The 22,855-nt window shown below is 35.1% G+C and carries 20 protein-coding genes and 2 pseudogenes; all 22 read right to left on the reverse strand.

The annotated features are described in order from the left end of the window. Positions 1 to 70: 70 nt before the first annotated feature. Positions 71 to 1,837 carry an ABC transporter ATP-binding protein gene (locus MN204_RS02310; RefSeq protein ID WP_249869452.1) on the reverse strand — a complete coding sequence of 589 codons (1,767 nt, stop codon included), beginning with the start codon at positions 1,835 to 1,837 and terminating at the stop codon, positions 71 to 73. A 178-nt stretch (positions 1,838 to 2,015) separates the two neighbouring features. Then, positions 2,016 to 3,059 (reverse strand): glycosyltransferase family 2 protein, encoded by a 1,044-nt coding sequence (locus MN204_RS02315; RefSeq protein WP_249869453.1) that lies wholly within the window; start codon positions 3,057 to 3,059, stop codon positions 2,016 to 2,018. Positions 3,060 to 3,171: 112 nt separating this feature from the next. Beyond that, on the reverse strand, positions 3,172 to 4,071 hold the full coding sequence (locus tag MN204_RS02320) for an SP_1767 family glycosyltransferase (protein ID WP_249869454.1): 900 nt from the start codon (positions 4,069 to 4,071) through the stop codon (positions 3,172 to 3,174). Positions 4,072 to 4,179: 108 nt separating this feature from the next. Next, positions 4,180 to 4,410, reverse strand: a pseudogene (locus MN204_RS02325) (glycosyltransferase family 2 protein); the annotation flags it as partial. A 17-nt stretch (positions 4,411 to 4,427) separates the two neighbouring features. After that, positions 4,428 to 5,618, reverse strand: a complete 1,191-nt coding sequence (locus MN204_RS02330; RefSeq protein ID WP_249869455.1) for a glycosyltransferase — start codon at positions 5,616 to 5,618, stop codon at positions 4,428 to 4,430. Positions 5,619 to 5,675: 57 nt separating this feature from the next. After that, positions 5,676 to 6,851 (reverse strand): glycosyltransferase, encoded by a 1,176-nt coding sequence (locus MN204_RS02335; protein WP_249869456.1) that lies wholly within the window; start codon positions 6,849 to 6,851, stop codon positions 5,676 to 5,678. Positions 6,852 to 6,865: 14 nt separating this feature from the next. Next, positions 6,866 to 8,047 (reverse strand): glycosyltransferase, encoded by a 1,182-nt coding sequence (locus tag MN204_RS02340; protein WP_249869457.1) that lies wholly within the window; start codon positions 8,045 to 8,047, stop codon positions 6,866 to 6,868. Then, the gene (locus MN204_RS02345; protein ID WP_249869458.1) at positions 8,044 to 9,174 is read right to left on the reverse strand and encodes a polysaccharide pyruvyl transferase family protein; all 1,131 of its coding nucleotides are present in this window, start codon (positions 9,172 to 9,174) and stop codon (positions 8,044 to 8,046) included. Before MN204_RS02345 ends, MN204_RS02340 begins: the two co-directional genes overlap by 4 nt. 22 nt (positions 9,175 to 9,196) lie before the next feature. Further along, on the reverse strand, positions 9,197 to 10,378 hold the full coding sequence (locus tag MN204_RS02350) for a glycosyltransferase (RefSeq protein ID WP_249869459.1): 1,182 nt from the start codon (positions 10,376 to 10,378) through the stop codon (positions 9,197 to 9,199). Then, the gene (locus MN204_RS02355) at positions 10,350 to 11,504 is read right to left on the reverse strand and encodes a glycosyltransferase family 1 protein (RefSeq protein WP_249869460.1); all 1,155 of its coding nucleotides are present in this window, start codon (positions 11,502 to 11,504) and stop codon (positions 10,350 to 10,352) included. The genes MN204_RS02350 and MN204_RS02355 overlap by 29 nt, the downstream gene beginning before the upstream one ends. Continuing rightward, positions 11,497 to 11,883 (reverse strand): helix-turn-helix domain-containing protein, encoded by a 387-nt coding sequence (locus tag MN204_RS02360; RefSeq protein WP_249869461.1) that lies wholly within the window; start codon positions 11,881 to 11,883, stop codon positions 11,497 to 11,499. The genes MN204_RS02355 and MN204_RS02360 overlap by 8 nt, the downstream gene beginning before the upstream one ends. Before the next feature lie 3 nt (positions 11,884 to 11,886). Continuing rightward, positions 11,887 to 13,089, reverse strand: a complete 1,203-nt coding sequence (locus MN204_RS02365; RefSeq protein ID WP_438804678.1) for a DegT/DnrJ/EryC1/StrS family aminotransferase — start codon at positions 13,087 to 13,089, stop codon at positions 11,887 to 11,889. 15 nt (positions 13,090 to 13,104) lie between these two features. After that, positions 13,105 to 13,737 (reverse strand): acetyltransferase, encoded by a 633-nt coding sequence (locus MN204_RS02370; RefSeq protein WP_249869463.1) that lies wholly within the window; start codon positions 13,735 to 13,737, stop codon positions 13,105 to 13,107. A gap of 1 nt (position 13,738) precedes the next feature. After that, positions 13,739 to 14,338: a sugar transferase gene (locus MN204_RS02375; RefSeq protein ID WP_368858636.1), complete on the reverse strand. Its 600-nt coding sequence runs from the start codon at positions 14,336 to 14,338 to the stop codon at positions 13,739 to 13,741. Positions 14,339 to 14,354: 16 nt separating this feature from the next. Continuing rightward, positions 14,355 to 14,519 (reverse strand): YwzD family small protein, encoded by a 165-nt coding sequence (locus tag MN204_RS02380; RefSeq protein ID WP_249869464.1) that lies wholly within the window; start codon positions 14,517 to 14,519, stop codon positions 14,355 to 14,357. Between the two features lie 86 nt (positions 14,520 to 14,605). Further along, a pseudogene (gene galE, locus MN204_RS02385) lies at positions 14,606 to 15,619 on the reverse strand (UDP-glucose 4-epimerase GalE); the annotation flags it as partial. 12 nt (positions 15,620 to 15,631) lie between these two features. Beyond that, entirely contained in the window at positions 15,632 to 16,708 is a 1,077-nt protein-coding gene (locus MN204_RS02390; protein ID WP_249869465.1) for an EpsG family protein, read from the reverse strand. Between the two features lie 25 nt (positions 16,709 to 16,733). Beyond that, positions 16,734 to 17,624 carry a glycosyltransferase family 2 protein gene (locus MN204_RS02395; protein ID WP_249869466.1) on the reverse strand — a complete coding sequence of 297 codons (891 nt, stop codon included), beginning with the start codon at positions 17,622 to 17,624 and terminating at the stop codon, positions 16,734 to 16,736. Further along, entirely contained in the window at positions 17,621 to 18,739 is a 1,119-nt protein-coding gene (locus tag MN204_RS02400) for a glycosyltransferase family 1 protein (protein ID WP_249869467.1), read from the reverse strand. Before MN204_RS02400 ends, MN204_RS02395 begins: the two co-directional genes overlap by 4 nt. Beyond that, a complete protein-coding gene (locus MN204_RS02405) occupies positions 18,724 to 19,878 on the reverse strand; it encodes a glycosyltransferase family 4 protein (RefSeq protein WP_249869468.1) in 1,155 nt (384 codons plus the stop codon). Before MN204_RS02405 ends, MN204_RS02400 begins: the two co-directional genes overlap by 16 nt. Positions 19,879 to 19,900: 22 nt before the next feature. After that, the gene (gene galU, locus MN204_RS02410) at positions 19,901 to 20,779 is read right to left on the reverse strand and encodes a UTP--glucose-1-phosphate uridylyltransferase GalU (RefSeq protein WP_249869469.1); all 879 of its coding nucleotides are present in this window, start codon (positions 20,777 to 20,779) and stop codon (positions 19,901 to 19,903) included. Positions 20,780 to 20,796: 17 nt separating this feature from the next. Then, positions 20,797 to 22,620 carry a polysaccharide biosynthesis protein gene (locus MN204_RS02415; RefSeq protein ID WP_249869470.1) on the reverse strand — a complete coding sequence of 608 codons (1,824 nt, stop codon included), beginning with the start codon at positions 22,618 to 22,620 and terminating at the stop codon, positions 20,797 to 20,799. Positions 22,621 to 22,855: the final 235 nt, after the last annotated feature.

Raw genomic sequence — 22,855 nt, forward strand, 5'->3', positions numbered from 1 at the left:
GGCTAATTATCTTAGAGAAAATTATTACTTTATTACTATTTCTAATTAATTCACGTTTAAAAGTGAATAGCTACATAACCGACCTTTCTAGCTTGTTATCAACAGATACTAATCTACCTTTACTTATCTTAAATACTATGTCGCAATTCTCAATTGTACTAAGGCGATGTGCAATAATTATCAATGTCTTTTCACCCTTTAACCCATCAATCGCCCTCATAATCTCCTTTTCTGTTTCATTATCTAATGCAGATGTAGCCTCATCCATAAATAAAATTTCAGGATTATGGTACAATGCCCTAGCAATCCCTATGCGTTGACGTTGTCCTCCAGATAGACGGACTCCCCGCTCGCCAACAGATGTTTCTAATTGATCAGGAAGGGCTTCAACAAATTCTTTCAATTGCGCCTGTTCTAACGCTCGCCATACTTCTTTATCATCAATATGGTTCGCTTCAATCCCAAAAGCAACATTTCCTCGAATCGTATCATCTGATAGAAAGATGGTTTGGGGAATATAGCCGATTTTTTGTTGCCACAATGTTCTTTGATTATGCAAGTTTTTCCCATCTATTTCAACACTCCCTTTTTCTGGTTGAAATAAACCAAGGATAATATCAACAAGTGTTGTTTTACCCGCACCTGACTCACCTATGAACGCAACAGATTGACCGATAGGAATATTTAAAGATATATTTTGCACAGCGCATTCCTTTTGATTAGGATATTGAAAAGAAACATCATTTACCCGTATGGAACTTTTAAAAGTCTTCTCCCCATTATTAACCTCTACTACATTTTCACTTAAAGATAAATTCTCCTCTTTATTCATAAAAAGATCCTCATAAACTACATTTAGTGCCGGCAAACTATATCGTATTGTAGTTATCAAGGCAACTACTCGATTTATTGAAGGCATAAGTCTAATTGCAGCCATCGCAAAAAGTGCCATCATTGAAATAAGCTGAGCAGTATTTGTTCCTTGTAAAATTATAATTAACATTACGAAAAGGACGACAGCTATAATTAATGTTTCAATAAAATACCTTGGTATGACTTCCAACATTTTCATATATCTAATATTATTGCGATTAATCTGACTTTGTTCTTTGTAAGACTTAATAAAATAGGCTTCCTTTCCAGATACTTTAACTTCTTTACTAGCCCCTAGTCCTTGATTAACCCATTTAATCATCGCACCACTTACCTTTTGTTGCTCGACTCCCAGTTGATCTATTTTATTTCTTTGTAGTTTAAAAAATAAAAAAACACTTCCACCTAATAGGATAGAAGCTGTTATCATAGCGATTGGTGCTGTAAAGAATAGCAGAATCGAGATACATATTATTACAAGTATTTCCGTAAGCAATTGAAAGCCTGAAATGACAATTCCCTGAAATACTCTAGGTACTTCATTATTTACATTTCTCAATAAGTCCGCTGTGTTTCTTTGTAGGTGAAATGTATAAGGCTTTGTTAAATATTCTTGAAACAAATCACGAGACAGGTTAACTTGTTGATTTGTTGTGACCCTTACTTGTAAGTAATTAAACAGAAGCAAGTATAAATTTTTGAAAACAAATACGGAAAGTAGTAAAGCTACCAAAAAAATGATAAAACTATTCGATGATTGGAAACCAAATAATTCATACACATAAGCTAAAATCGCTTGATCCTGGATTATTTCCGGATTTGTTACAATACCAACAAATGGAGCAATCAATCCAATCCCAATCGTTTCGAATATGGCTGCTATGATCATCATGAAGAATAGAATGAGTAGCTTTTTCTTTTCCTTTTTATCTAATAACTCCAACAATTTATTAAATATATTCATTAAGATATTCACACACCTTGTCTATGGCTTAGTTAACCATATTTTTAATACATTTTTTATTTCAAAATGAAATATAAAACATCTGATACATATAAACTATCTCATCCATTATTTCACATCAGAATATCTAGTCGTTTCTAGTTATTTGTGTTTATTTATTATTTTCCACTATATATTATTACGTTGCTATCATAATAATTTTAATAAAATTATGGAATCTCCTTTTAAATTTCACCAGCCAAATAAAGAGATTGATATTCTTAAAAATACATATTTTTTTCAGTATAGTGTAATATTTTGAAGGACATTTAAAGTTTAATATATACTTGTTAAAATCTGAATCTCCCATTATTATTGCTAGAGTATTATACTTTTCAATATATGTTAGATCACTCAATACAACATTTTGCATATGGCTTAGAGTACTGATTAAATAATCATTCGTTATTTTATCTATAGCCTCAGAAACATTATATTTATAGCATAAAGAAACGCCGAATTTTCTATTGTCCAGTAGATAATTATATAGGTCTTTATCAAAAACTCTAGACAATGATTCCCTTTGCCGAATATTATAGTTATACAGTGGATCGTCTATAAATACTATTGAATTAATTTGAGTAAGTAGCAAAAAATTTAAACGTGCATCTTCACCTTTGTTTCTTCTTTCATCAAATTTGATATTAGTATTATCTAAGATTTCCTTTTTATAAAGTTTGTTAAAACAAGCCATAAGGCTATAATCCTGAGAACTTAATAATTTTGGAATTATTGCGGTCTCAATAGTTTCTTTAGTTATTACACAGTTACTCTCTTCCCAAACAGGTGATATTGTTACAGTATTTTTAATTTGATTAATTATAGTAAATGGACAAACAACTATATCAGAGTTGTATTCTAACAAAGCATTCAATAATAATTCAAACATATTTTGATTTATCGTGTCATCAGGATCAACAAAACCTATATATTTCCCATTAGCAGCATAAATTCCTTTATTTCGTGCAGAAGATACCCCTGCATTATCGCTATGGATAACCTTTATTCTGTTATCATTTGCAGCGTATTCATCACAAATTTCCCCACTTCTATCTGTCGATCCATCATTAACAAGTATAAGTTCATAATTATTAAATGATTGCGCTAATATTGAATCTATACAATCCTTTAAGTAGCTTTCAACGTTATAAACTGGAACAACTATACTTATAATTGGGTTCATTAGTTTTTCCACCCTCTTAAACAAATTTATTATTAGAATACCTTCATACATTCTACTAACTTATTTTTAAAATATTTCTATTACTTTTATTTCATCCGAGCAAGAATATTGCTCACCCTATTCTAATTATAATTTCATTCTCATATTTTATATCTTTAACATCATTTACATTCCATCCCTCTTTTATATCCCCAATATATTTATTTTTTACAGGAACTTTTTCAACAGTTCCTTGAAGGAACCATTCATACTCTATATCAATATGCCCTATGTCTATAGCTTGATATCCTAAAGTTGATAAGTCATAAGCTAATACAGTAGCTGTAGGGCCAAGAGCGATTAATATTAATATTGCACTATCTTGTTTTTTCACTTCCTTTAGAATTTCGTCATACTTTTTGTAAGCATTGGTCACTGGGCAGATTATTCTATTGATAGATCGAACATTATTAAATAGATCATTTCCCAGACCTAATTTACTTTGTGCACCTTCAACAATTAACACATCTCTGTCATTCCACAGCTCTTTGAATTTTGCAAATCGTACTCTTGATTTACATTTATCTTTATAATCTATATATAAGCGCGTTACAAGTGAGTCATAATATTCTTTTTTCTTATCAATCATGTTATAAATTTTATTGCGATTGCTTCCTAGATATTTATACCAATAGTTTTGGGCATTATCGTTAAATGAATAGAGTTCAACAAAGACGTTGGGTATACATACAATATGATTCTCTTGATTACTTGAAATTATTTCCTTTAATCTACAGTTTATCTCTATTGAATTGGTTTGAAATGAAAGATCCCTTCCCATCATTATTCCAAACTCCCCATCCCCAAACCTACTAACAGAACACCTATTATTGATTATTTTGTTTAGTGTTGCATCAGTATTATGTACTATAGGTGGCTTTACTATTAAAGATATTAGTTGATTATATTTAACAGTAATTAATTCTTTTATTTTTAAAACCATATAATATCCCTTTAATAGGTACTTTTTCATACTACTCTCCTTCTTCCTTTAATATTAATTAGTAATTTATAAAAACGGGCGTTTATCTTAGTAGCTATTATAAGAAGCTTAACGGTTTTAGGATACTGCTTTTGTCCTACCAACATTTCTTGATTCCGATAAGCATCCATTCTCCTTATGAATGATACGAACTCTAGAATCTTTACTCGCATATTCATCACAAATACCCCCACAGCTGTCTGGTGATCCATCGTTGACAAGAATTAGTTCAAAGTCACCAAATGTCTGTTTTATAATACTTTCAACACATTTATGGATGTAAGGCTCTACTTTATAAACAGGAACAATTATACTTATTTTTGGATTCATTTCTCAAATTCCTCATTTCAAGCAATATAGTCTAATAGCTTCTTTATTTCCTCAGTAGTGTTTACAGTCGAACTTTTTAAGTTGTTAGACAAGGCAACACATTTAGATGGATTTTCAATTAGATATTTTATCTTTTCGTATAGTTCTCCATCGTCCAAATTCACAATCAAACCATCATAATCATCAGTAATCTGCTCGTTTGCTCCTAAAAAATTCGTAGTGACTATTGGTCTCCGCAGACATCTTGCTTCCGCTAAAGTTAAGCAGTAGCCTTCATGCCTAGAGGTTTGCGCATATATATCTGATTTTTCTATAAACGGATATGGATTTGTTCTTGCTCCCATTAATATAAAATCATCATTTAAGCCATACTTTACTATTAATCTTTCATATTCTTCTCTTTGATTACCTTCACCAATACAATACCACCTCACCTCATACCCACTCCTACGTAATCTTGATAAAGCCTTTATAGCAACATCCTGACCTTTTTCCTTTGACAGTCTACCAACTGTTACAATTTTTATTCCTTTATAATCTTCATCAAAATTGGCTTCCTCTTTTGACATTTTACTTATTAGTTGATAGGAAACAATATTCATAAATACCTCAGCTTTATCAAACACACTTGGAATTTTTTCTACCAGCTTTTTTCTTCCCTCTTTGGAGACAACAAAGATTTTATCAAATTTTCTATATAACCTTTGATATAACTTTTTATTAATAATGTGTTTAGAAACATCAAAGTGGACCCAAGATATTTTCTTTTTAGCATTTACTTTATTCGCAATATAATAATCGATAATATCTGTAGGACCTTGATAAGAGATTGCAATATCAAAATCTTCCTCATGATATGGAATAGCTTTAAAAATATTTTTATAATATATGTATCTATCTTTTAATAGTTTTTCAGATAAAATATATGAATTTATAAAAGCTGGGATTTTGTGAAATACCCTATTCTGGATGTAATAATTTACAGTTTCTTGAGGTGGCTGCATAACTATTGTTTTTACATGTTTAAACCATGTTGCTTCCTTTACTTTTACCCATTCTGGAATAAATTGCATAAACCCCCCTTTTTTTTCCAATAGCATCAGGGTGATATCATATTTATCTTTTGGTATAGCATTAAGCAGGGATAGAAGAGATTTTTCTACACCACCTATATTCATACTACTTAACATAAATACTATTTTCTTCATTCTTTTATCCCCCTGGTTATAAAATCTAATCACAACTAGTTTGGTAAGAACCGTTTATTAACTTAAGATTTTTTTATTCCGTATTGATACCTTTCCTATCTGGGTTTCATTAATTAGCTTCATTTGAAATTGATCATTCTTTAAAATCTGCAGTATCGCCAAAATCATTTGTTGCTCGTCAAAATTTATAATTATCCCTTTTTTATTGTTAGACAATTGTTCATTCGCACCAGTGAAGTTAGTGCTAACAATAGGGTTATTAAAACACCTGGCCTCGGCGAGCGTAATACAATATCCCTCATGACGGGATGGCTGAACATAAATATCACACTGTTTCATAAAAGGATAAGGATTGGGATAAGCACCTAGCAGGATAAATTCTTTTTCTACACCATGCTTTTTTATAAGTTGTTCATATTCTTCCCTAGCACTTCCTTCTCCAATACAATACCATCTAACATTAACACCATTTTCTTTCAGTTTTGCTAGTACTGGAATAATTAAGTCCTGGCCTTTTTCTTTGCTTAGTCGGCCAACAGTAAGAATTCTAAATCCGGTAAAATGATCTTCAAATCCCCTTCCTTTGTTCGCCATTTCTAATACAAGTTGCGTTGAAATCCTATTAGGAAAGGAATCTATCCTTTTTTCTAAATCCGGTAATTTATCGATTAGCTTATCTTTTCCTTCTTCTGAAACAACAAATAGCTTATCGAATTTATGATAAAGCTTTGATGCAAACTGCCTATCAAATCCAATCTTCGTCACATCAAAATGAATCCATTGAATTTTCTTTTCAGCTTTGATTTTATGAACAACAAAATAGCTTATGAAGTCCATTGGACCAGCATAAGCAACAGCTATGTCATATTCAGCTTTAAATTCAGGGACATTTTTCAAAATATATTTAAAAAGCAATCTTTTACTTTTTAAAACTCTCGATACTAAGGTTATTATTGTAAAATTAAAACCCTTAATTAACTTTCCTTTTTTTAGAAGACTTATTGCAATTTCCTTTGGAGGATTGTTCACCATATCTTTTATTCTTGAGTATTCTTCTACATATTCCACGTTAACTTCACTTGGTATTGATTCTAAAAACCCCCCATATTTTTCTAGCATTAATATAGTTATTTCATACTTTTCTTTTGGCATTTCTGCTATCATGTTTAGCAGTGCTTTTTCAGTTCCTCCAATATTCATATTTATTACCATAAATATGATTTTTTGTTTCATTGATTTATTCACCTTCATCCTATTAGCTCATATAATTTGTTTATCTCTTGCACATTACCTTTCTTCTCTTTATGTAGGTTCTCAACAATGTCTTCTTTTAGCTCTCTATCCTTAATTAATTTTGTAATCCCCTTAGCTATAGCCTCTGAATTCATGTCGACGATAATTCCGTTCTTTCCGTCAACGATTTGATTATATACGGTGTCAAAATTCGTGCTCACTATTGGTTTGTTTAGCATACGGGCTTCTGCTATCGCTAGCCCAAATCCCTCGTACCTTGAAGTCTGCACATATATATCACTATTTTTAATATAATTATAGGGATTTGATTGTGTACCCAACAATATGAATATATTATCTAGACCCAACTTATAAATTTTTTTTAGTAATTTTTTTTTCAAATTACCTTCACCAATTACATACCATTTAAATTTAATGCCGTTTTGTTTTAACTTAAAACAAGACTCAATTGCTAGATCATACCCCTTTACTTCCACTAGCCTGCCTATAGTCAATATTTTTATACCATCATAATTATCATTAAAACAACTAGGTTCGCAAGCCATTGACTGTATAAACTTTGATGAAATAATGTCATAGATAACGACAGTTTTTTCCTTAGCAATTGGCATTTCCTTTATAAAAATATTCTTATTATAATCGGAGACTGCAATAACATGGTCATATTGTTTATAAAACTTTTCATCATAATGCTTATTGTAGGGTGCTAATTTATAATCTGTGTTAACCCAACATAATTTCTTCTTTGCTACTACTTTTTCAGCCACGTAATAGGTTGGAGTTCCTTGACTATAAGCAACGGCTATATCATAGCTGCCCTTTAAATTTTCTAATCCCCTTGATAACCATTTCCAACTTATCTGGGCTTTATGCATTCTTTTTCTGTAAATTGGGATTCTTAAAGAAAGCGAAATCCCTAGTCTAATATAAAGCTCCTTAAAGCTTTTATTTTTTACTATTCTATTTATCTTCTCCTGCATATTTATGAAGAGATTTGGTACCTCCAAAACTTTCACTTCTTTTGGAAGTTGGGGTAGATACAAACCTCTAGGGGAGAATAATAATAGATCAACATCATATTTATCAAAGTTAAACGCATTAAGTAATGATATTAGGCTTTTTTCTGCTCCACCACTGTTTAAAGAGTCTATTACAAATAAGACCTTCTTTTTCATAAAACTTTTCTCATCCCTCTTTCAGATATCATAATATCCTTTAAATACTCTTTAGAAAACACTATCTTTTCTTGTAAAATCTTTTCGCTTTCACCGTGATTGACCTTACTTAAAAGTTTTCCTGAATCGTAGTTTTCATCAATTAATCTATCTCCCAGTTTCATTTCAATCAAAAAGTCCCTCATTCTAGTGTTTATGGATTCATTTCTATTTATAATTGCAAAGTTCTTCCTATATAAAACCGAAAAGACGGCTGCATGGTACGAATTAGAAATTACAAATGCAGCATCTCTTATAAGGGATATAAATGTATCAGGACCAACATATTTAAAATATTTATCAGCATACTTAATATTTCCTGGATTGATACTGTATATTTGATAACCTTTTTCTTTTGCTATATCCATTGCAACCTTTTTTATCAAATTGCTATTATCAAAGTCATAAATAAGAATATAGTTCCCATTGAATTTTTGGTTTCCAATCTTATTCCACTCTTCCCTGGTTAATAGGAGGGTAGGATCTACCACATTCACCGCCCTTGAAATACCCATACTCCCTATGATTTTTATCCCGCTTTTTTCCCTGACACTTATTTCATCTAATCTTTCTAAGTTCTTTTTAACAACTGGTGTTATTTCTGGTGAAATGGAATCAGTTGCAAAACTTGCGGCATAAGACGCCTTCACCTTGTCTTCTGGAGCAAAATTTAAATAAAATGCAGGATCTTTCCCATTCTCAAAAGAACTGTTCCAAATTTGATCACTACCGCATATATAGGCATCTGCAATGGGTAGGTTTTTCTTCAGATCTTCATTAGAATAATAATGGAAATTCGTTAATCTTAGATACGTTGTAGTAAATTTATCAAAAGATTTCTTTCTTCTTAACCCCTGTAATCTACCAGGTAATTTAAGCGTTAAATATATAAATTTAGTGAATACACTTTTCGCCCATTTGGGGTTATCAATACTTAATAATTTATAATGATTGCTTAAATAATTTGGTTTATAATCTATTATTTCTACATCGTGGCCACATTTCATTAAATACTTCATCAATGCATATGCTTGCAATGACGCCCCATGATTGTAAACATCGTGACAGGTAATTGTATAAACCTTCATAATATCCTCTCTTTCATTGAATCTATCCTATTACTTCATATAATTTATGCAGTTCAAAACTATTATGATGATTAATTTTCAAACAGTTATCAGCTAGCCTATTTCTTAATGACAGATCTTTGTACAAGCTCACTACCCCATCAGCAATTCCCTCTCTAGACAGTTCGCATATTGTTCCATCAATTCCATCTCGAATCTGACTTTGTGCAGTCGGATAGTTCGTTATCAAAACAGGTTTCCCAAGAATCTGAGCTTCCCCTACAGTAACTGCCTTACCCTCATATCTCGATGGCTGGACATAAAGATTGGCTGCCTTCATATATGGATATGGATTCGTTCTTTTACCTAACAGGATAAAGCTTTCTTTAAGATCGTTCTCAGCTATTAACTGACGAAGCATTTCTTCATCTCCACCATAGCCAACGACATACCAAGCGATATTGTTATACCCTTTGTCTTTTAATAATCTTAGTGCTTTAACTGCATTATCGATCCCTTTTGCATGGGATAACCGAGCTACGGTTATCACTTTAAACCGTGAATCACTATCCATCGGATTCTCACATTTTTCATTAGCCAGTGTTTTGACAATATCTGGAGCCATAATATTCTCCATGACAAATACCTTATTTTTCAGAATCGGATACTTGTTAATAAAAGCTTTTTTACAATCCTCTGAAACTGCCACTATATAATTAAATTTATTCCACATTTCTAAATCCATTTTTATATCTGTGTCTACGGTTGAAAAATCTGTATGTATCCAAGCGATTTTTGTCTTTGCTTTAACCTTTTCAGCAACAAAGTAATGTGGCCATAAATAACTGATTGCAACATCGTAGTTTTTTTTTGATTTCGGTAGAAAGGGTAATGCGTATTTCCACATATATTGCATCTGTTTATAGCCATTCTCAGGTGATCTATTTATGCTAGCTCGATACTTTGCCACTAACCGCACAAGGGCAAGTGCTAATTGACCAGCCTTTATGTTATCGCTTATAGACATACGGTAGGTTTTATAGGCCTTTGATTCCGCGATTAAATTTGGTCCAGATGGAAGCAAATCCATAAATTCTCCAGAATGACTATACAACATTAGATCGATCTTATAATTATGGTAATCAAAATTAGATAACATACTAATTAAGCTTCTTTCCACTCCCCCAACTTCCATATCAAAGGAGGCGATTAATATATTTTTCATGTTTGTCACCAGCTTTTAATTTGTAGATATTCATGAGTTTTGTAATAGCCTCCGTTAGAGAATATCCGTTGTTTTCAAATCCATCTATAATTTTTTTAATGTTTTTTTCCTTATTACTCGCTACCTCTACAATTTTATCTGCCCAAACGTCAGGTCCATCAGTTAATGAAAGGCTTGATACCAAACCAATATTCAAATCTGCTTCCGGTTGAATCGACTCAGATACAATACAAGGGATACCACTTGCCTGTGCCTCCAATAAAACCAACCCTAACCCTTCATATAAGGACGGAAAGACGAAAGCATCCATACTATGCAACATCGTTGATATGTCATCTCTTATTCCAACAAATCTTATATTTTCAAGGAGTCCTTCTTGGTTAGCCTTTTCTTCTACTTGCTTTCTTAAATCACCATCTCCAACCAGTAGTAACTTAATAGAAGGATCCTTATTTAATAGACTTTTTATTATTTGTAATAAAAAGAAGTGGTTTTTTGCCTCTTTAAAGGTGCCAATATGGCCAATAATAATACTTCTTCCAAAACCTTCTTCTATTTTAAATTTCTTAACTTCTGCTAAGTGATTTTGTAAGAATATCGAATAATCAATAGCATTAGGAAAGTAGGAATACTTCTCCTTAATCAGAGTTTGTTCTCCAAACAAATAACTTCCTGCAGCATTGCTACATGCTAAAAGGTTTGTCGAAAAGGCTTTAATAATAGGTCTCATCAATCTAATATAAGTTTTTCTGTAAAAACTTTCACTATTGTCTAATGTTGTATGGGCATGAGAAATTCTCACCTTTACACCCGCCAAATAAGCTGCGACATTTGCGATGCCACAATGAAATAATGTGTGGGAATGAACCACTTCATATGGTCCATATTTCTTAATCACTTTGTAAATTTCCTTGATGGAATTTGTTTTCGACAGCTTTATAACTCTACCACCAAGTTTTCTTATTTCCTCGTCATAGTGAGCTTCCTGGTCACTATAAGAAATGAAATCAAACTGTACTTTTTCTCGGTCAATAGTTCTATAAATATTCATGAGTAATGTTTCTGTTCCGCCTCTATTCATTGCTCCAACAACTTGAAGGATTCTAAATGACTTTTTACTATTCATTTATTTTTCCCTCGTCAACAAACTTATCTGATTTAGTTTTCTCAATCTCCTTTTCATTCCTCCACCTCGCAAACTCAATAACAGACTTAAATTCCGGCAATTGTTCTTTCTCAACACCGGATTCCCTCAACTCATTTACAAAATCTAACCATTCACCCGTTATTGCTTGCTCATTTTGTTCATCCTCGGAACCAATTAACTTATGAATATCTACATTTAACACACCAGCAATCTTCTCAATGATTAACACGGATGGATTCCGATTTAAATTGCGTTCAATATTGCTGAGATATGACTTGGATATATTCGCTCTTTGGGCACACTCAGATAAAGTGATACCTAATTCTTTTCGGATTCTCTTTATATTTTCACCTATCATTTTTTATACCTCGTGTTTTCCTGAAATCAAATAGCTCCGATTACGGATGGAATTGGTTACTGTTTCTCTAATGCATGTAATAATCCGTTTTAGCTCTCCTCCAGATAAATTCGATCCAGAAGGAAGACAAATTCCCTTATGAAATAACATTTCAGCAACATGATCGTTCTTCCCATGAGCATAGTACCTTGCCCCTTTGAAAAGTGGCTGTAAATGAAGTGGTTTCCAAACATGTCGAGCTTCAATATTTGCCTTATTCAATTCTTCCAGCAATTGACTGACTGTTACACCTGCAACGTTCTCATCAATAGTCAGTGTCGTTAGCCAGCGATTACTTTTTGTATCTTGCAACTCTGGCATAAAGTGGAATCCAGCAAGTTCCTTTAACGCATAGTGATAAATATCAAAAATGCTTCTTCTTGCTGCTACGCGGTTTTCTAAGACTTGTAATTGGGTCCTTCCGACACCAGCCAATAAATTACTCATTCGATAGTTAAATCCGATCACACTATGTTGATAATGTGGTGCAGGATCACGGGCCTGACTTGCTAAAAAGCGGGCTTGATTAATTGCTTCCATGTCATTGGAAACAAGCATTCCGCCACCTGAAGTAGTAATGATTTTATTGCCGTTAAAAGAATAAATACCAAATTTCCCAAACGTACCCGAGGGCTTTCCTTTATAGGTTGTGCCTAATGACTCCGCTGCATCTTCAATAACGGGAACACCATATTGATTACACAACGCAATCAATTCATCCATCTTTGAACTTTGACCATACAAGTTAACAACAATTACGGCCTTTGGTAGATTTCCTTCATGTACCGATTCCTGGAATGCTCTCTTTAATGCTTTCGGAGACATATTCCACGTCTCTCGTTCGGAGTCTATGAAAACTGGGTCTGCTCCTTGATAAAGAATCGGATTTGCACTTGCAACAAAGGTGAGTGTCGAACAAAATACTTTATCTCCCCTTGTCACCCCTAATAAAGAAAGAGCCAAGTGAATTGCTGCAGTTCCTGAACTGACTGCAACAGCATCTTTGACCCCAACTTTTAAGGCTATTTCCTTTTCAAATGCATCAACGTTTGGTCCTAGTGGCGCTATCCAATTGGTTTCAAACGCTTCCGTAATATACTGCTGTTCTCTCCCACTCAAGTGCGGTGGAGAAAGATATATTTTTGATTTTGTCAATAAATCCACCACCTTATCCTTCATCTCCTATTTACTCAATATCCTTTGTATTATTCTTGTTGGGGATCCAACTGCCTTGCTATAGGCTGGTATATGTTCAATTACGGTAGAACCCGCTCCAACCACTGACCAATTGCCAATATGCTTCCCAGGTATAATCGTGGCAGAAGACCCGATATGTACGCCTTCTCCAACCGTCACATTGCCTGTTAACGTAGCATTTGGTGAAATATGCGTGAAATTGTCAATCCAATTATCATGTTCAATAATGGCTCCTGTATTGATAATACAGTGGTTACCAACTTCAGCTTTGGCATTAATAACTGCATTTGGCATAACGACCGTTCCGAAGCCAATTGTCGATGATGGGCTAACAACAGCAGAAGGATGAATAACGGAAAGATAGTTTTCCGGTAATAAATGTAATGATTGAACTACCTTTTTTCTTATTTGATTATCTCCAATTGCAACAACCACTTTGGTATCTTTCCTTAGTAGTTTGACTAAGTAAGAAATAGGGGCATGAATGATTCCCAATGTTTGAAACCCTTGTTTATATTTATCATCCAGAATAGCAACGATCTCATATTCCTCATTCATAAAAATCATTTCCTGTATGACTCTGCTATGGCCGCCATCCCCCAAAATGATGACTTTCATGCTATAGCACTTCTTTCGAGCCTGTAAATTTCATCATCGAGACCGAATCCTGTGAATGAATTCCTTCTTTTTTCAATACTTTTATAGTTGTTAGAAAAAGAATCTTGCAGTCAAGAAGAAGACTTTGGTTTTTGACATACCAACTATCCAATGTAAATTTCTCTTCCCAAGTAATCGCATTTCTGCCATTCACTTGTGCCCAGCCCGTCATTCCAGGTCTTACCATATGACGCATTCGCTGCTCTTCGTTATACAATGTTAAATATTCCATCAATAATGGCCTTGGTCCTACCAAACTCATATCTCCTTTGAGAACATTGAATAACTGCGGAAGCTCATCCAGGCTATACTTCCGTAAAAAGGACCCTAATCGTGTTAAGCGTTGTTCGTCATTCAGTAGTCTGCCTTTCCTATCTGTTGCATCTGTCATCGTTCTGAACTTATACAGTTCAAATGGTTTCCCATTAATACCGGGTCGCTGCTGTTTAAATAAAATCGGTGCTCCCATTGCAAGTCGTATCATGATTGCTGTTAAGAGAGTTACCGGCGACAGTATTAATGTTAAAAGGAAGGAAATTAATACATCCATGAACCGTTTCACTAAGCGTTCACTCCTTTCATTTTTTTATATCCTGCTTATGAACAGGTGCTTGATTAGTTGTAAATAATAAGCTTTGCTTCATATCATTTACAATCTCCATGACGTTGACATCTTTTGACTGATTACCTTTTTCGTATACAGTCATTAAAATATCCTGTAATTGTTTCTGTGTTAAGTGCATGGTTCGTAACCTCTTTTTTAGACATTAAAAAAACCAGCTGCATAACGCACTGGATTTCTGTCATTTCTTATATTCTGTTTACTGAAAGCCTTGTTATAGCCATTAGGATTATGATATTGCCATCGCCACGAATCCTTACACATCTGCTCAATTCCACGCATCGCTTGCCAGTTAAGCTCATCTCTTGCCTTGGCAGGGTCGGCATAACACGTACTAATGTCACCCGAACGCCGGTCTGTCAATTCATATGGAATGGGTCTCCCAGAGACTTTTCTAAACGTTTCTACCATTTCCAACACACTGTAACCTATTCCTGTGCCTAAATTATAAGCCTCAATACCTTTTATAGACTGCACTTTCTCCAAAGCCCTTAAGTGACCGATCGCTAAGTCGACGACATGAATATAATCTCTTACACCTGTTCCATCTTTCGTTGGATAATCATTGCCGAAAACCTGTAATTGTTGTCTTTTTCCGATAGCGACCTGCGATATATATGGCATGAGATTATTCGGAATTCCATTTGGATCTTCTCCAATCCGGCCACTTTGATGAGCACCAATTGGGTTGAAATATCTTAGTAATGAAATGCTCCATGAGGGGTCTGAAAAAGCTACATCTCGAAGAATTTCCTCAATCATCTGTTTCGTACGTCCATATGGATTGGTCGCTCCCAGTTTGCTGTCTTCTTTAATCGGCACTTTATCTGGTGTTCCATATACCGTTGCGGATGAACTAAACACGAGGTTCTTTACACCGTATTCCTGCATTACCTCGCATAGAATAACTGTTCCTGTTATATTGTTTTGGTAATAATAGAGTGGAACGGAAACAGATTCACCTACTGCCTTCAGACCAGCAAAATGGATCACCGACTCAATTTTATTCTGTTCAAATACTTCTTTAACACTTTCTCTATCCAGTAAATCCACGTGATAAGCTTTCATTGTTTTTCCCGTAATCTCTTCCACTCGAGTTAAAGCTTCCGGATTACTGTTCGCGAAATTGTCCAGTACAATAACTTCATAGCCTTGATTGAGTAGCTCGACACAGGTGTGACTTCCGATATATCCGGCGCCACCTGTTACTAGAATCGGCATATACTTCCTCCTTTACCAGATTAAATAATCACTTCTGTATAGGATATTAAGAGTTATCACACTCTCATAAAAATAATATAAAAAGTAACAGACGAGGATGCCAAAATAGACAAACTTTTGGTCCCTTTCCCGAAAAAGCTTCGGTAACCAGGAAATGAGAATCAGTCCGTAAAGCTGAAAATAAATAGATAATCTCGCAAAGATCCATTCTTGTGTTGCGATTACCATAAAAACAAATCCAATCAATGCCATATTTACGATGAAATCACTTTCAGGGAAAAGTTTCTTTAACTTGTTTCTTCCTAAATAGGCTATAAACAGTGGTGCTGCTTCTACGGCTACCCGAATCATATTTGCTCCACCCTCAGCAAAATCGGCATACCCACCATATTGTGTATCTTCAATTGCCGAAAATAATAATGTAGTAAACTGCTCATAACCGATAACGACGATTACTGAAAATAGGACAAGGCCAATCGTAGCTTTAGACCATGCCTTAAACCGAACTAGAAAGTACATCGGAAGTAGGATGAGTGCAGTTTGATGGAATAAGGAGGCTATAACAACAACAAACGTATATTTCCACCAATTTCCGTTGATCAGAAATTTAATTGCAGTAAAGGCAATTGCTGCTGCAAGCACCTGTCTGATTCCGTTCATCGAGACTAAGAATAAGCCACCTGTTATATAAACGTATAGACTAAGTTCAACCATTCTTGAATAGTTGTATAACACGATAATAATTAATAGATTTGTTAATAAGGCAGAAACAAAAATCATGATTTGCGGATCTTCCGATATATAATTTTTCAGTACCATTTGAAATACTCCGAATCCAATATCTTTCTGCGACAGGATGTATTCCCATGTAAACTCATTATCCGCATAAATGTTTATATAATTGAACGTATCTCCTATATTTGACCGAAGACCCGAAATGAATGCCAACGTCGTTAGGGCACCAAATAGCAGTAGTTTATTTGGCTGTACGGAAACAGATATTCCTGGATTCATTACTGGTTTTGCAAAGTATCTTGCAAAAAATGAATACATAAATACCATAGCAAGATTTATCCACAGTAAAGTCATTTGCTAAACCCTTTCAATTTAAAACTCATAAGCTAACTTTCCTAGTTTTGGATGTTATGTAGAGATATAACATCGTCCCAAATGGTATTGCTAGAAATGTTAATACTTTATTTGGTGTTTCCTGTAAAAAGGTGGTGTTTTTGCTTAATAGACTGCTGGATACATAGTGTATGGCTTGCCTAAACTTAAATGAATTGGTAACAAACGGTAATTTCATGAGCTCTTTACGATAAAATGAAAAGCCCAATGGATTCGTTCGATACTGTTTTAGCATATTCTTTGAAGATCCATCTGGAAGATATTCCACACAGCATAGTACCTCATTCATTAAAAGCATTTCATAATCCTTATCCAACATGTAATACTTGTAAGCAAGCCCGACATATTTCTCGCCTTTAAAGAGAGGATAAGGATATTTCCTTGTTAAATCTGAACGGTAGACAAGTTTCTTATCTCCTTTAACTCCATGCTTGCTGTATAGATCAAATAATGTCGATTGTTCTATTTGTTCTGGTAACCTCGTGCCAATGACAGCCCCACTCTGATCAGCATCCAAACCAATCATGCCACTTACCTGATCCGTTACAGATTTGTTCCAAAAGGAAAGGATCTGTTCAACAGCATCATCTGGCATATAATCATCCGAATCAATACAAACATTTAGTTCCGTATCAATCATGTCATATGCAGTGTTATGTGCACCATGCATACCTTGGTTTTCCTGCCAATGATAATTTATTTCTACAAGATTATCTTCCATCCAAGCTTCTACTAATTCTTTCGTATTATCCGTCGATCCGTCATCAATGATTAACCAAATAAAGTCTTTGCATGTTTGCCTTGTAAGACTTTCATAACAGTGATGAAGACAATAGGCTCGATTATAGGTAGGGGTAAAGATCGTTAATTGTTTCAAACAGCTTCACTCCCTAAATCTAAATAGGAATTTTGTGTGAGTTCAGCAGTTTTCCTGATATCATAGCCCTTCTTAGATAAAGCTTCCTGGTATACTTCCCGTCTAGGTTGCTTTTTTCCTAAATCAATCATTTTCTTCATCCATATGTATTTATCTGATAAAGGTAAATATTGAACAAGATTAAGACCCATATCCACTTCTTGTGTTATTTCATTTGATATCAGACAAGGTAACCCTGCACCTTGAGCTTCTATTAATGTGACCGGCAAACCTTCATGCAACGAAGGGAAAACAAACATATCAAAAGCCTGTAGTAAGTTATGTATATCTTCTCTTACACCAAGAAAATACACCTTTTTCTCTAATTTCAACTGATATACTTTACCCATTATCTTCTGTTTTAACGGACCATCACCTGCCAGTAGTAGACAGGAGTTCGGTATTTTTTGATGGATTCCTGCGAATACATCGATGAGAAAATCATGATTTTTTTGATGTGCAAACCTTCCTACATGCCCTAAAACGAATGTATCTTGTTTAATGTTCAGTTCTTTTCTGACTATGTTTCTTGTATTGGCAGAAAATCGAAATCTATCTGTTTCGATTCCATTGTTTAAGAGTGTAGCCTTTTCCGAGTGATGCTTATATAACCATTTAGCCGCTGCCTGTGAACAAGCATATAAATGCGTTGCACTCGAGGTAACATAGTTTCCCGCATACCACTTGTAAGCCCTGGATAAAAATCCACCTTCGCTCATCGTGTTATGACTATGGGCAATCCTTATTGGAATGTTTGCTTTTTTGGCAGAACGAAGGACAAAGCCACTCATTTTATCGAGATGAGAATGAACAATTTTATATTCCTTATGCTCTTTGAAAAAAAGCTCGAGATCGCGAACGTACTTACGATGACCAGATTCTGTCACATAGGGGATTCGATGTACATTCCCACCCATTTGCATAATTTCTTTGTCAAAAACACCTTCTTTACAAGTAAGGAAATCAAATTGGACTTTTGATCGATCCATATTTCGATACAAGTTCATAATCAGTGTTTCTGCACCGCCGCGATTCATATTTACGACGACATGCAGTATTCTCAATGGACCGCCCATTCCAACTCCTCCTGTTCCGCCATGAAAGATTGATATATTGGCTTTTTTTCAGATAAAACTTTATTGATACTATATTTTTCTATAATCAGATCTCTAGCATTCTTCGCAAATTCTTTTTGCGTATCCGTCATCTTAGCAAGGGATAACACTTTATTTGCAAATTCACGTTGTTCGGAATGACGCATAAGCCAACCGGTTTGATTGTCAATTACCAGCTCCCGATGCCCCCGATTATCTACCGCCACAACAGGCAGTCCGCATGCCATTGCCTCCATGACATTAACTGGCAATCCCTCACGTAAACTGGAAGCAACTGCGATATCGCACATTGGCACGATTTCGTCAAGATCCTTTCGAAAACCCAAGAACTCAACCATATCGCCAATACCAAGTTTCACGGCTAACTCCTGGCAGTGTTCTAGAAGGGCACCCTCCCCAGCTAGTAAAAGCTTTGCATTTGGGACGTGATTTTTCAGCAACGCTGTAACATGAATCAGAAACTGCTGATTTTTATTTTGATTAAATTCAGCAGCATAAAACAACAAAAAGTCATCGGCCTGATAGCCAAATGACTTCCTACGTTCTGCTTTTTTGTCGGCAGTAACCGGTTTGAACTTTTCCGTATCTACTCCAACACCATGCACATGTTCAATGGCAGCCGCTTTAAATCGGTGGTTTAATGCCAGCCGGTAATCTTCTTGATTAATCGTTATTAAACTATCTGTATACCTTGATAGATACCATTCAATTGGGTAATAGAGCAGCCAGTTTACGAACGGTGCACCTTTACAAAAGTGAAAGCCATGCGCGGTATAGATAACCTTTGTTCCTTTTTTTCTCGCCTCTTTTGCAGCTAGACGGGCAAGTACGCCACCTAATGGGGTATGACAGTGTATCATTTTATAATTATTTTCATCAATGATTTTCTTTAATTGTTTGTATGCATTTATATTTGATCGATGAAATGGGGAACGCTCGATGGCAATATTATATTTGTTATCGGTATATGGTAAATCTAGATTACCTGCTGCAGCCACATCCACTTCCCAGCCTTGATCCTTAAACCATTTCATATATGGCAGGTGAAATGCCTTGAAATGATAATCAACGGTTGCGCAATATAAGATTTTTTTGACCATCGAATCCCCCCTCTCCATTGAATTATTTTGCCAATTCTGTTTCGACTATTCCTGTAAGGTAATCCAGCAATTCTTTCCTTAAATCGTCCCGTTGTAATGCAAATTCAATTGTTGTCTGGATAAAACCCATTTTATCTCCAACATCATAACGATTCCCTTCAAACTCATAGGCATATACCGCTTCTTGTTTATTCAGCGCTGCAATTGCATCTGTCAGTTGGATTTCATCTCCAGCTCCTGGTTTTTGCGTGCTTAAAATATCAAATATTCTTGGGCTAAGAATATATCTCCCTAAAATAGCCAGTGTTGAAGGTGCTTCTTCCAGCTTGGGTTTTTCAACTAAATGGCGAACATTATATAACCGATCTTCCATTTGACTCCCATCCACAATTCCATATCGGCATACATCTGCTTCTTTCACTTTCTGTACGCCTAAGATGGAAGTATTGTAGTGATTGTATTGATCGATCAGTTGTTTCAGACTAGGTGTCTCTGCCTTTACAATATCGTCACCTAACAGCACGGCGAATGGTTCATTGCCAATGAACTTTCTTGCACACCAGATTGCATGCCCGAGCCCTTTTGGTTCTTTCTGACGGATATAATGAATATCCACTAGTTTGGATGGCTTTTGAACTTCACTTAATAGATCAAATTTTCCTTTTTCTATCAGATTCTGTTCCAGTTCAAAGGAATGGTCAAAGTGATCCTCGATAGCCCTTTTTCCTTTTCCCGTTACGATAATAATATCTTCGATGCCTGCTTCAACAGCTTCTTCAATAATGTATTGGATTGTTGGTTTATCAACGATCGGAAGCATTTCCTTTGGCATTGCTTTAGTAGCTGGGAGGAATCTCGTTCCTAGACCTGCCGCTGGTATAATTGCTTTTTTGACTCTCATTTCGCTATCCCTCCTTCTTAAATTGTTAATACCTTTCTTGATTCATCGGCTACCACGTTATTCGCTAAGTTGAGTAACTGTTCTCGTAATGTTCCCGCATCCAAATCGTTATAGTTTGCTATTATGTCATTTATTTCATCGATGTAAAGGTCTGTTGTTTTTCCTACATAGATCTTCGGATATACTTGCGAATTCTCTACTTCACTCTCTTTCAATAACTCCTCAAATAGCTTTTCACCAGGCCTTATACCTGTGAATTCGATTCCTATTTCCTCAATCGAATTCCCTGATAGTTTAATTAAATTTCTGGCCAAGTCTACTATTTTCACCGGGTCTCCCATATCAAGGACAAATATCTCGCCGCCATTGGCAAGTGCACCCGCTTGAATCACTAGCCTTGAAGCCTCCGGTATCGTCATAAAATAACGAACCATTTCCGGATGTGTGACAGTCACTGGACCACCATCTTTAATCTGCTTTTTAAATAATGGGATAACGCTTCCTCTGCTTCCCAATACATTGCCAAATCTAACGGCAACAAATTTCGTATCACTATGTTTATCCATATCCTGGACGACCATCTCTGTCAGTCGTTTTGATGCCCCCATTACACTCGTTGGATTGACAGCCTTATCTGTCGATACCATGACGAAAATGCCAACACCATTCCAGCTGGCCGCCTTTGCCACATTCATTGTTCCAATAATATTATTTTTTACCGCTTCTTCCGGATTACGTTCCATTAAAGGAACATGCTTATGTGCAGCAGCATGGTAAACAACATCAGGCTTATACTTTCGCATCACAGCTCTCATCTTCTTCGCATCCTGTATGTCAGCGATCTCCGTAACAAATTCAATTTGGCTAGTTTTAAATTTACGCTTCAATTCCATTTCAATGGAGTAGATACTGTTCTCCCCATGCCCAAGTAAGATCAATCTTCCTGGATTGAATACGGAAGCCTGCCGTGATATTTCTGAACCAATGGAACCACCAGCACCAGTAACCAAGACAACTTTATTGGATATATATTCAGAAATGCTTACGATATCCATATCAACGGGATCCCTTCCAAGCAAGTCTTCCACTTGGACATCACGAAACTGGTTGACGGATACTTTGCCGGTTATTAAATCCTCTAAAAACGGTAAAATTTTAGTTTGTGCATCTGTTTTTGCGCATTCCTGAAAAATCGTATTTAATTCTTTTTTACTAAGTGAGGGAATCGAGATAATAACATTATTAATCTTAAGTTCGTTAACGGCACTCGCGATGTCCCTTACTCCACCGACGACAGGAAGCCCCAAAATGTCAAGATTTCGTTTTTTAGGATCATCATCAATAAAAGCTACTGGTAATAAATCCCCTTCATTCTTTCTTAATAATTGCCTGGCAACCATCGTACCCGCTGACCCGGCACCAATAATTAATGTGCGTATTTTGTTATCGGATTTGTTCATAATGGAATCACGATAAATTCTCCACAAGAATCTGGATCCTCCAATTAAAAACATATGGAGAAGCCACGTTACAGCAAGGAATTTAAACTGGACATCCTGTATAAAAATAAACTGTGTTATCATGACTGTAATAGCCGACAATGAGACTACTTTAAGAATACTTAATAATTCCTGGATACTCGCATATTCCCAGACCTTTTTGTATAATTTGTATCTTGCTGAAAATAGATGATGACAAAACAAAATCGTAATACAACTGATGATAAGCAGGGGAGTCATGGAGAGAGATTCACTTACAAGGAAAATGCCAATAAAAAATGCAGTGAGTACAATAAAGGAATCAACAACTAAAAATAAAGAAATCCTTTGTCTATATGTCATATCCTTCCTTCTTTCATGGGTCTTTTAAGTAAATATTTATGTATAGATTGGGCATCTAACCCACCCTCACATCACACTACCGACAACGAACGCGTCTAAGGTTTATTTAAAACCCACAGCATAACCGAGTGCCTACATTGATACAGGTGAGTAGACATCACCATAACGTTATAAAACATCAATAAAGTAATTAACTTTCTTTATAACGAACACAACTAGCAGAAAACTTTGTTGT

It is taken from the genome of Oceanobacillus saliphilus (assembly GCF_023522835.1).
Lineage (GTDB): Bacteria > Bacillota > Bacilli > Bacillales > Amphibacillaceae > Oceanobacillus > Oceanobacillus saliphilus.

Bases quoted from the DNA above. Each gene is read 5' to 3' on its own strand.
- MN204_RS02310 (WP_249869452.1), bottom strand. From the start codon at position 1,837: ATGAATATATTTAATAAATTGTTGGAGTTATTAGATAAAAAGGAAAAG.
- MN204_RS02315 (WP_249869453.1), bottom strand. From the start codon at position 3,059: ATGAACCCAATTATAAGTATAGTTGTTCCAGTTTATAACGTTGAAAGC.
- MN204_RS02320 (WP_249869454.1), bottom strand. From the start codon at position 4,071: ATGAAAAAGTACCTATTAAAGGGATATTATATGGTTTTAAAAATAAAA.
- MN204_RS02330 (WP_249869455.1), bottom strand. From the start codon at position 5,618: ATGAAGAAAATAGTATTTATGTTAAGTAGTATGAATATAGGTGGTGTA.
- MN204_RS02335 (WP_249869456.1), bottom strand. From the start codon at position 6,851: ATGAAACAAAAAATCATATTTATGGTAATAAATATGAATATTGGAGGA.
- MN204_RS02340 (WP_249869457.1), bottom strand. From the start codon at position 8,047: ATGAAAAAGAAGGTCTTATTTGTAATAGACTCTTTAAACAGTGGTGGA.
- MN204_RS02345 (WP_249869458.1), bottom strand. From the start codon at position 9,174: ATGAAGGTTTATACAATTACCTGTCACGATGTTTACAATCATGGGGCG.
- MN204_RS02350 (WP_249869459.1), bottom strand. From the start codon at position 10,378: ATGAAAAATATATTAATCGCCTCCTTTGATATGGAAGTTGGGGGAGTG.
- MN204_RS02355 (WP_249869460.1), bottom strand. From the start codon at position 11,504: ATGAATAGTAAAAAGTCATTTAGAATCCTTCAAGTTGTTGGAGCAATG.
- MN204_RS02360 (WP_249869461.1), bottom strand. From the start codon at position 11,883: ATGATAGGTGAAAATATAAAGAGAATCCGAAAAGAATTAGGTATCACT.
- MN204_RS02370 (WP_249869463.1), bottom strand. From the start codon at position 13,737: ATGAAAGTCATCATTTTGGGGGATGGCGGCCATAGCAGAGTCATACAG.
- MN204_RS02380 (WP_249869464.1), bottom strand. From the start codon at position 14,519: ATGCACTTAACACAGAAACAATTACAGGATATTTTAATGACTGTATAC.
- MN204_RS02390 (WP_249869465.1), bottom strand. From the start codon at position 16,708: ATGACTTTACTGTGGATAAATCTTGCTATGGTATTTATGTATTCATTT.
- MN204_RS02400 (WP_249869467.1), bottom strand. From the start codon at position 18,739: ATGGGCGGTCCATTGAGAATACTGCATGTCGTCGTAAATATGAATCGC.
- MN204_RS02405 (WP_249869468.1), bottom strand. From the start codon at position 19,878: ATGGTCAAAAAAATCTTATATTGCGCAACCGTTGATTATCATTTCAAG.
- galU (WP_249869469.1), bottom strand. From the start codon at position 20,779: ATGAGAGTCAAAAAAGCAATTATACCAGCGGCAGGTCTAGGAACGAGA.
- MN204_RS02415 (WP_249869470.1), bottom strand. From the start codon at position 22,620: ATGACATATAGACAAAGGATTTCTTTATTTTTAGTTGTTGATTCCTTT.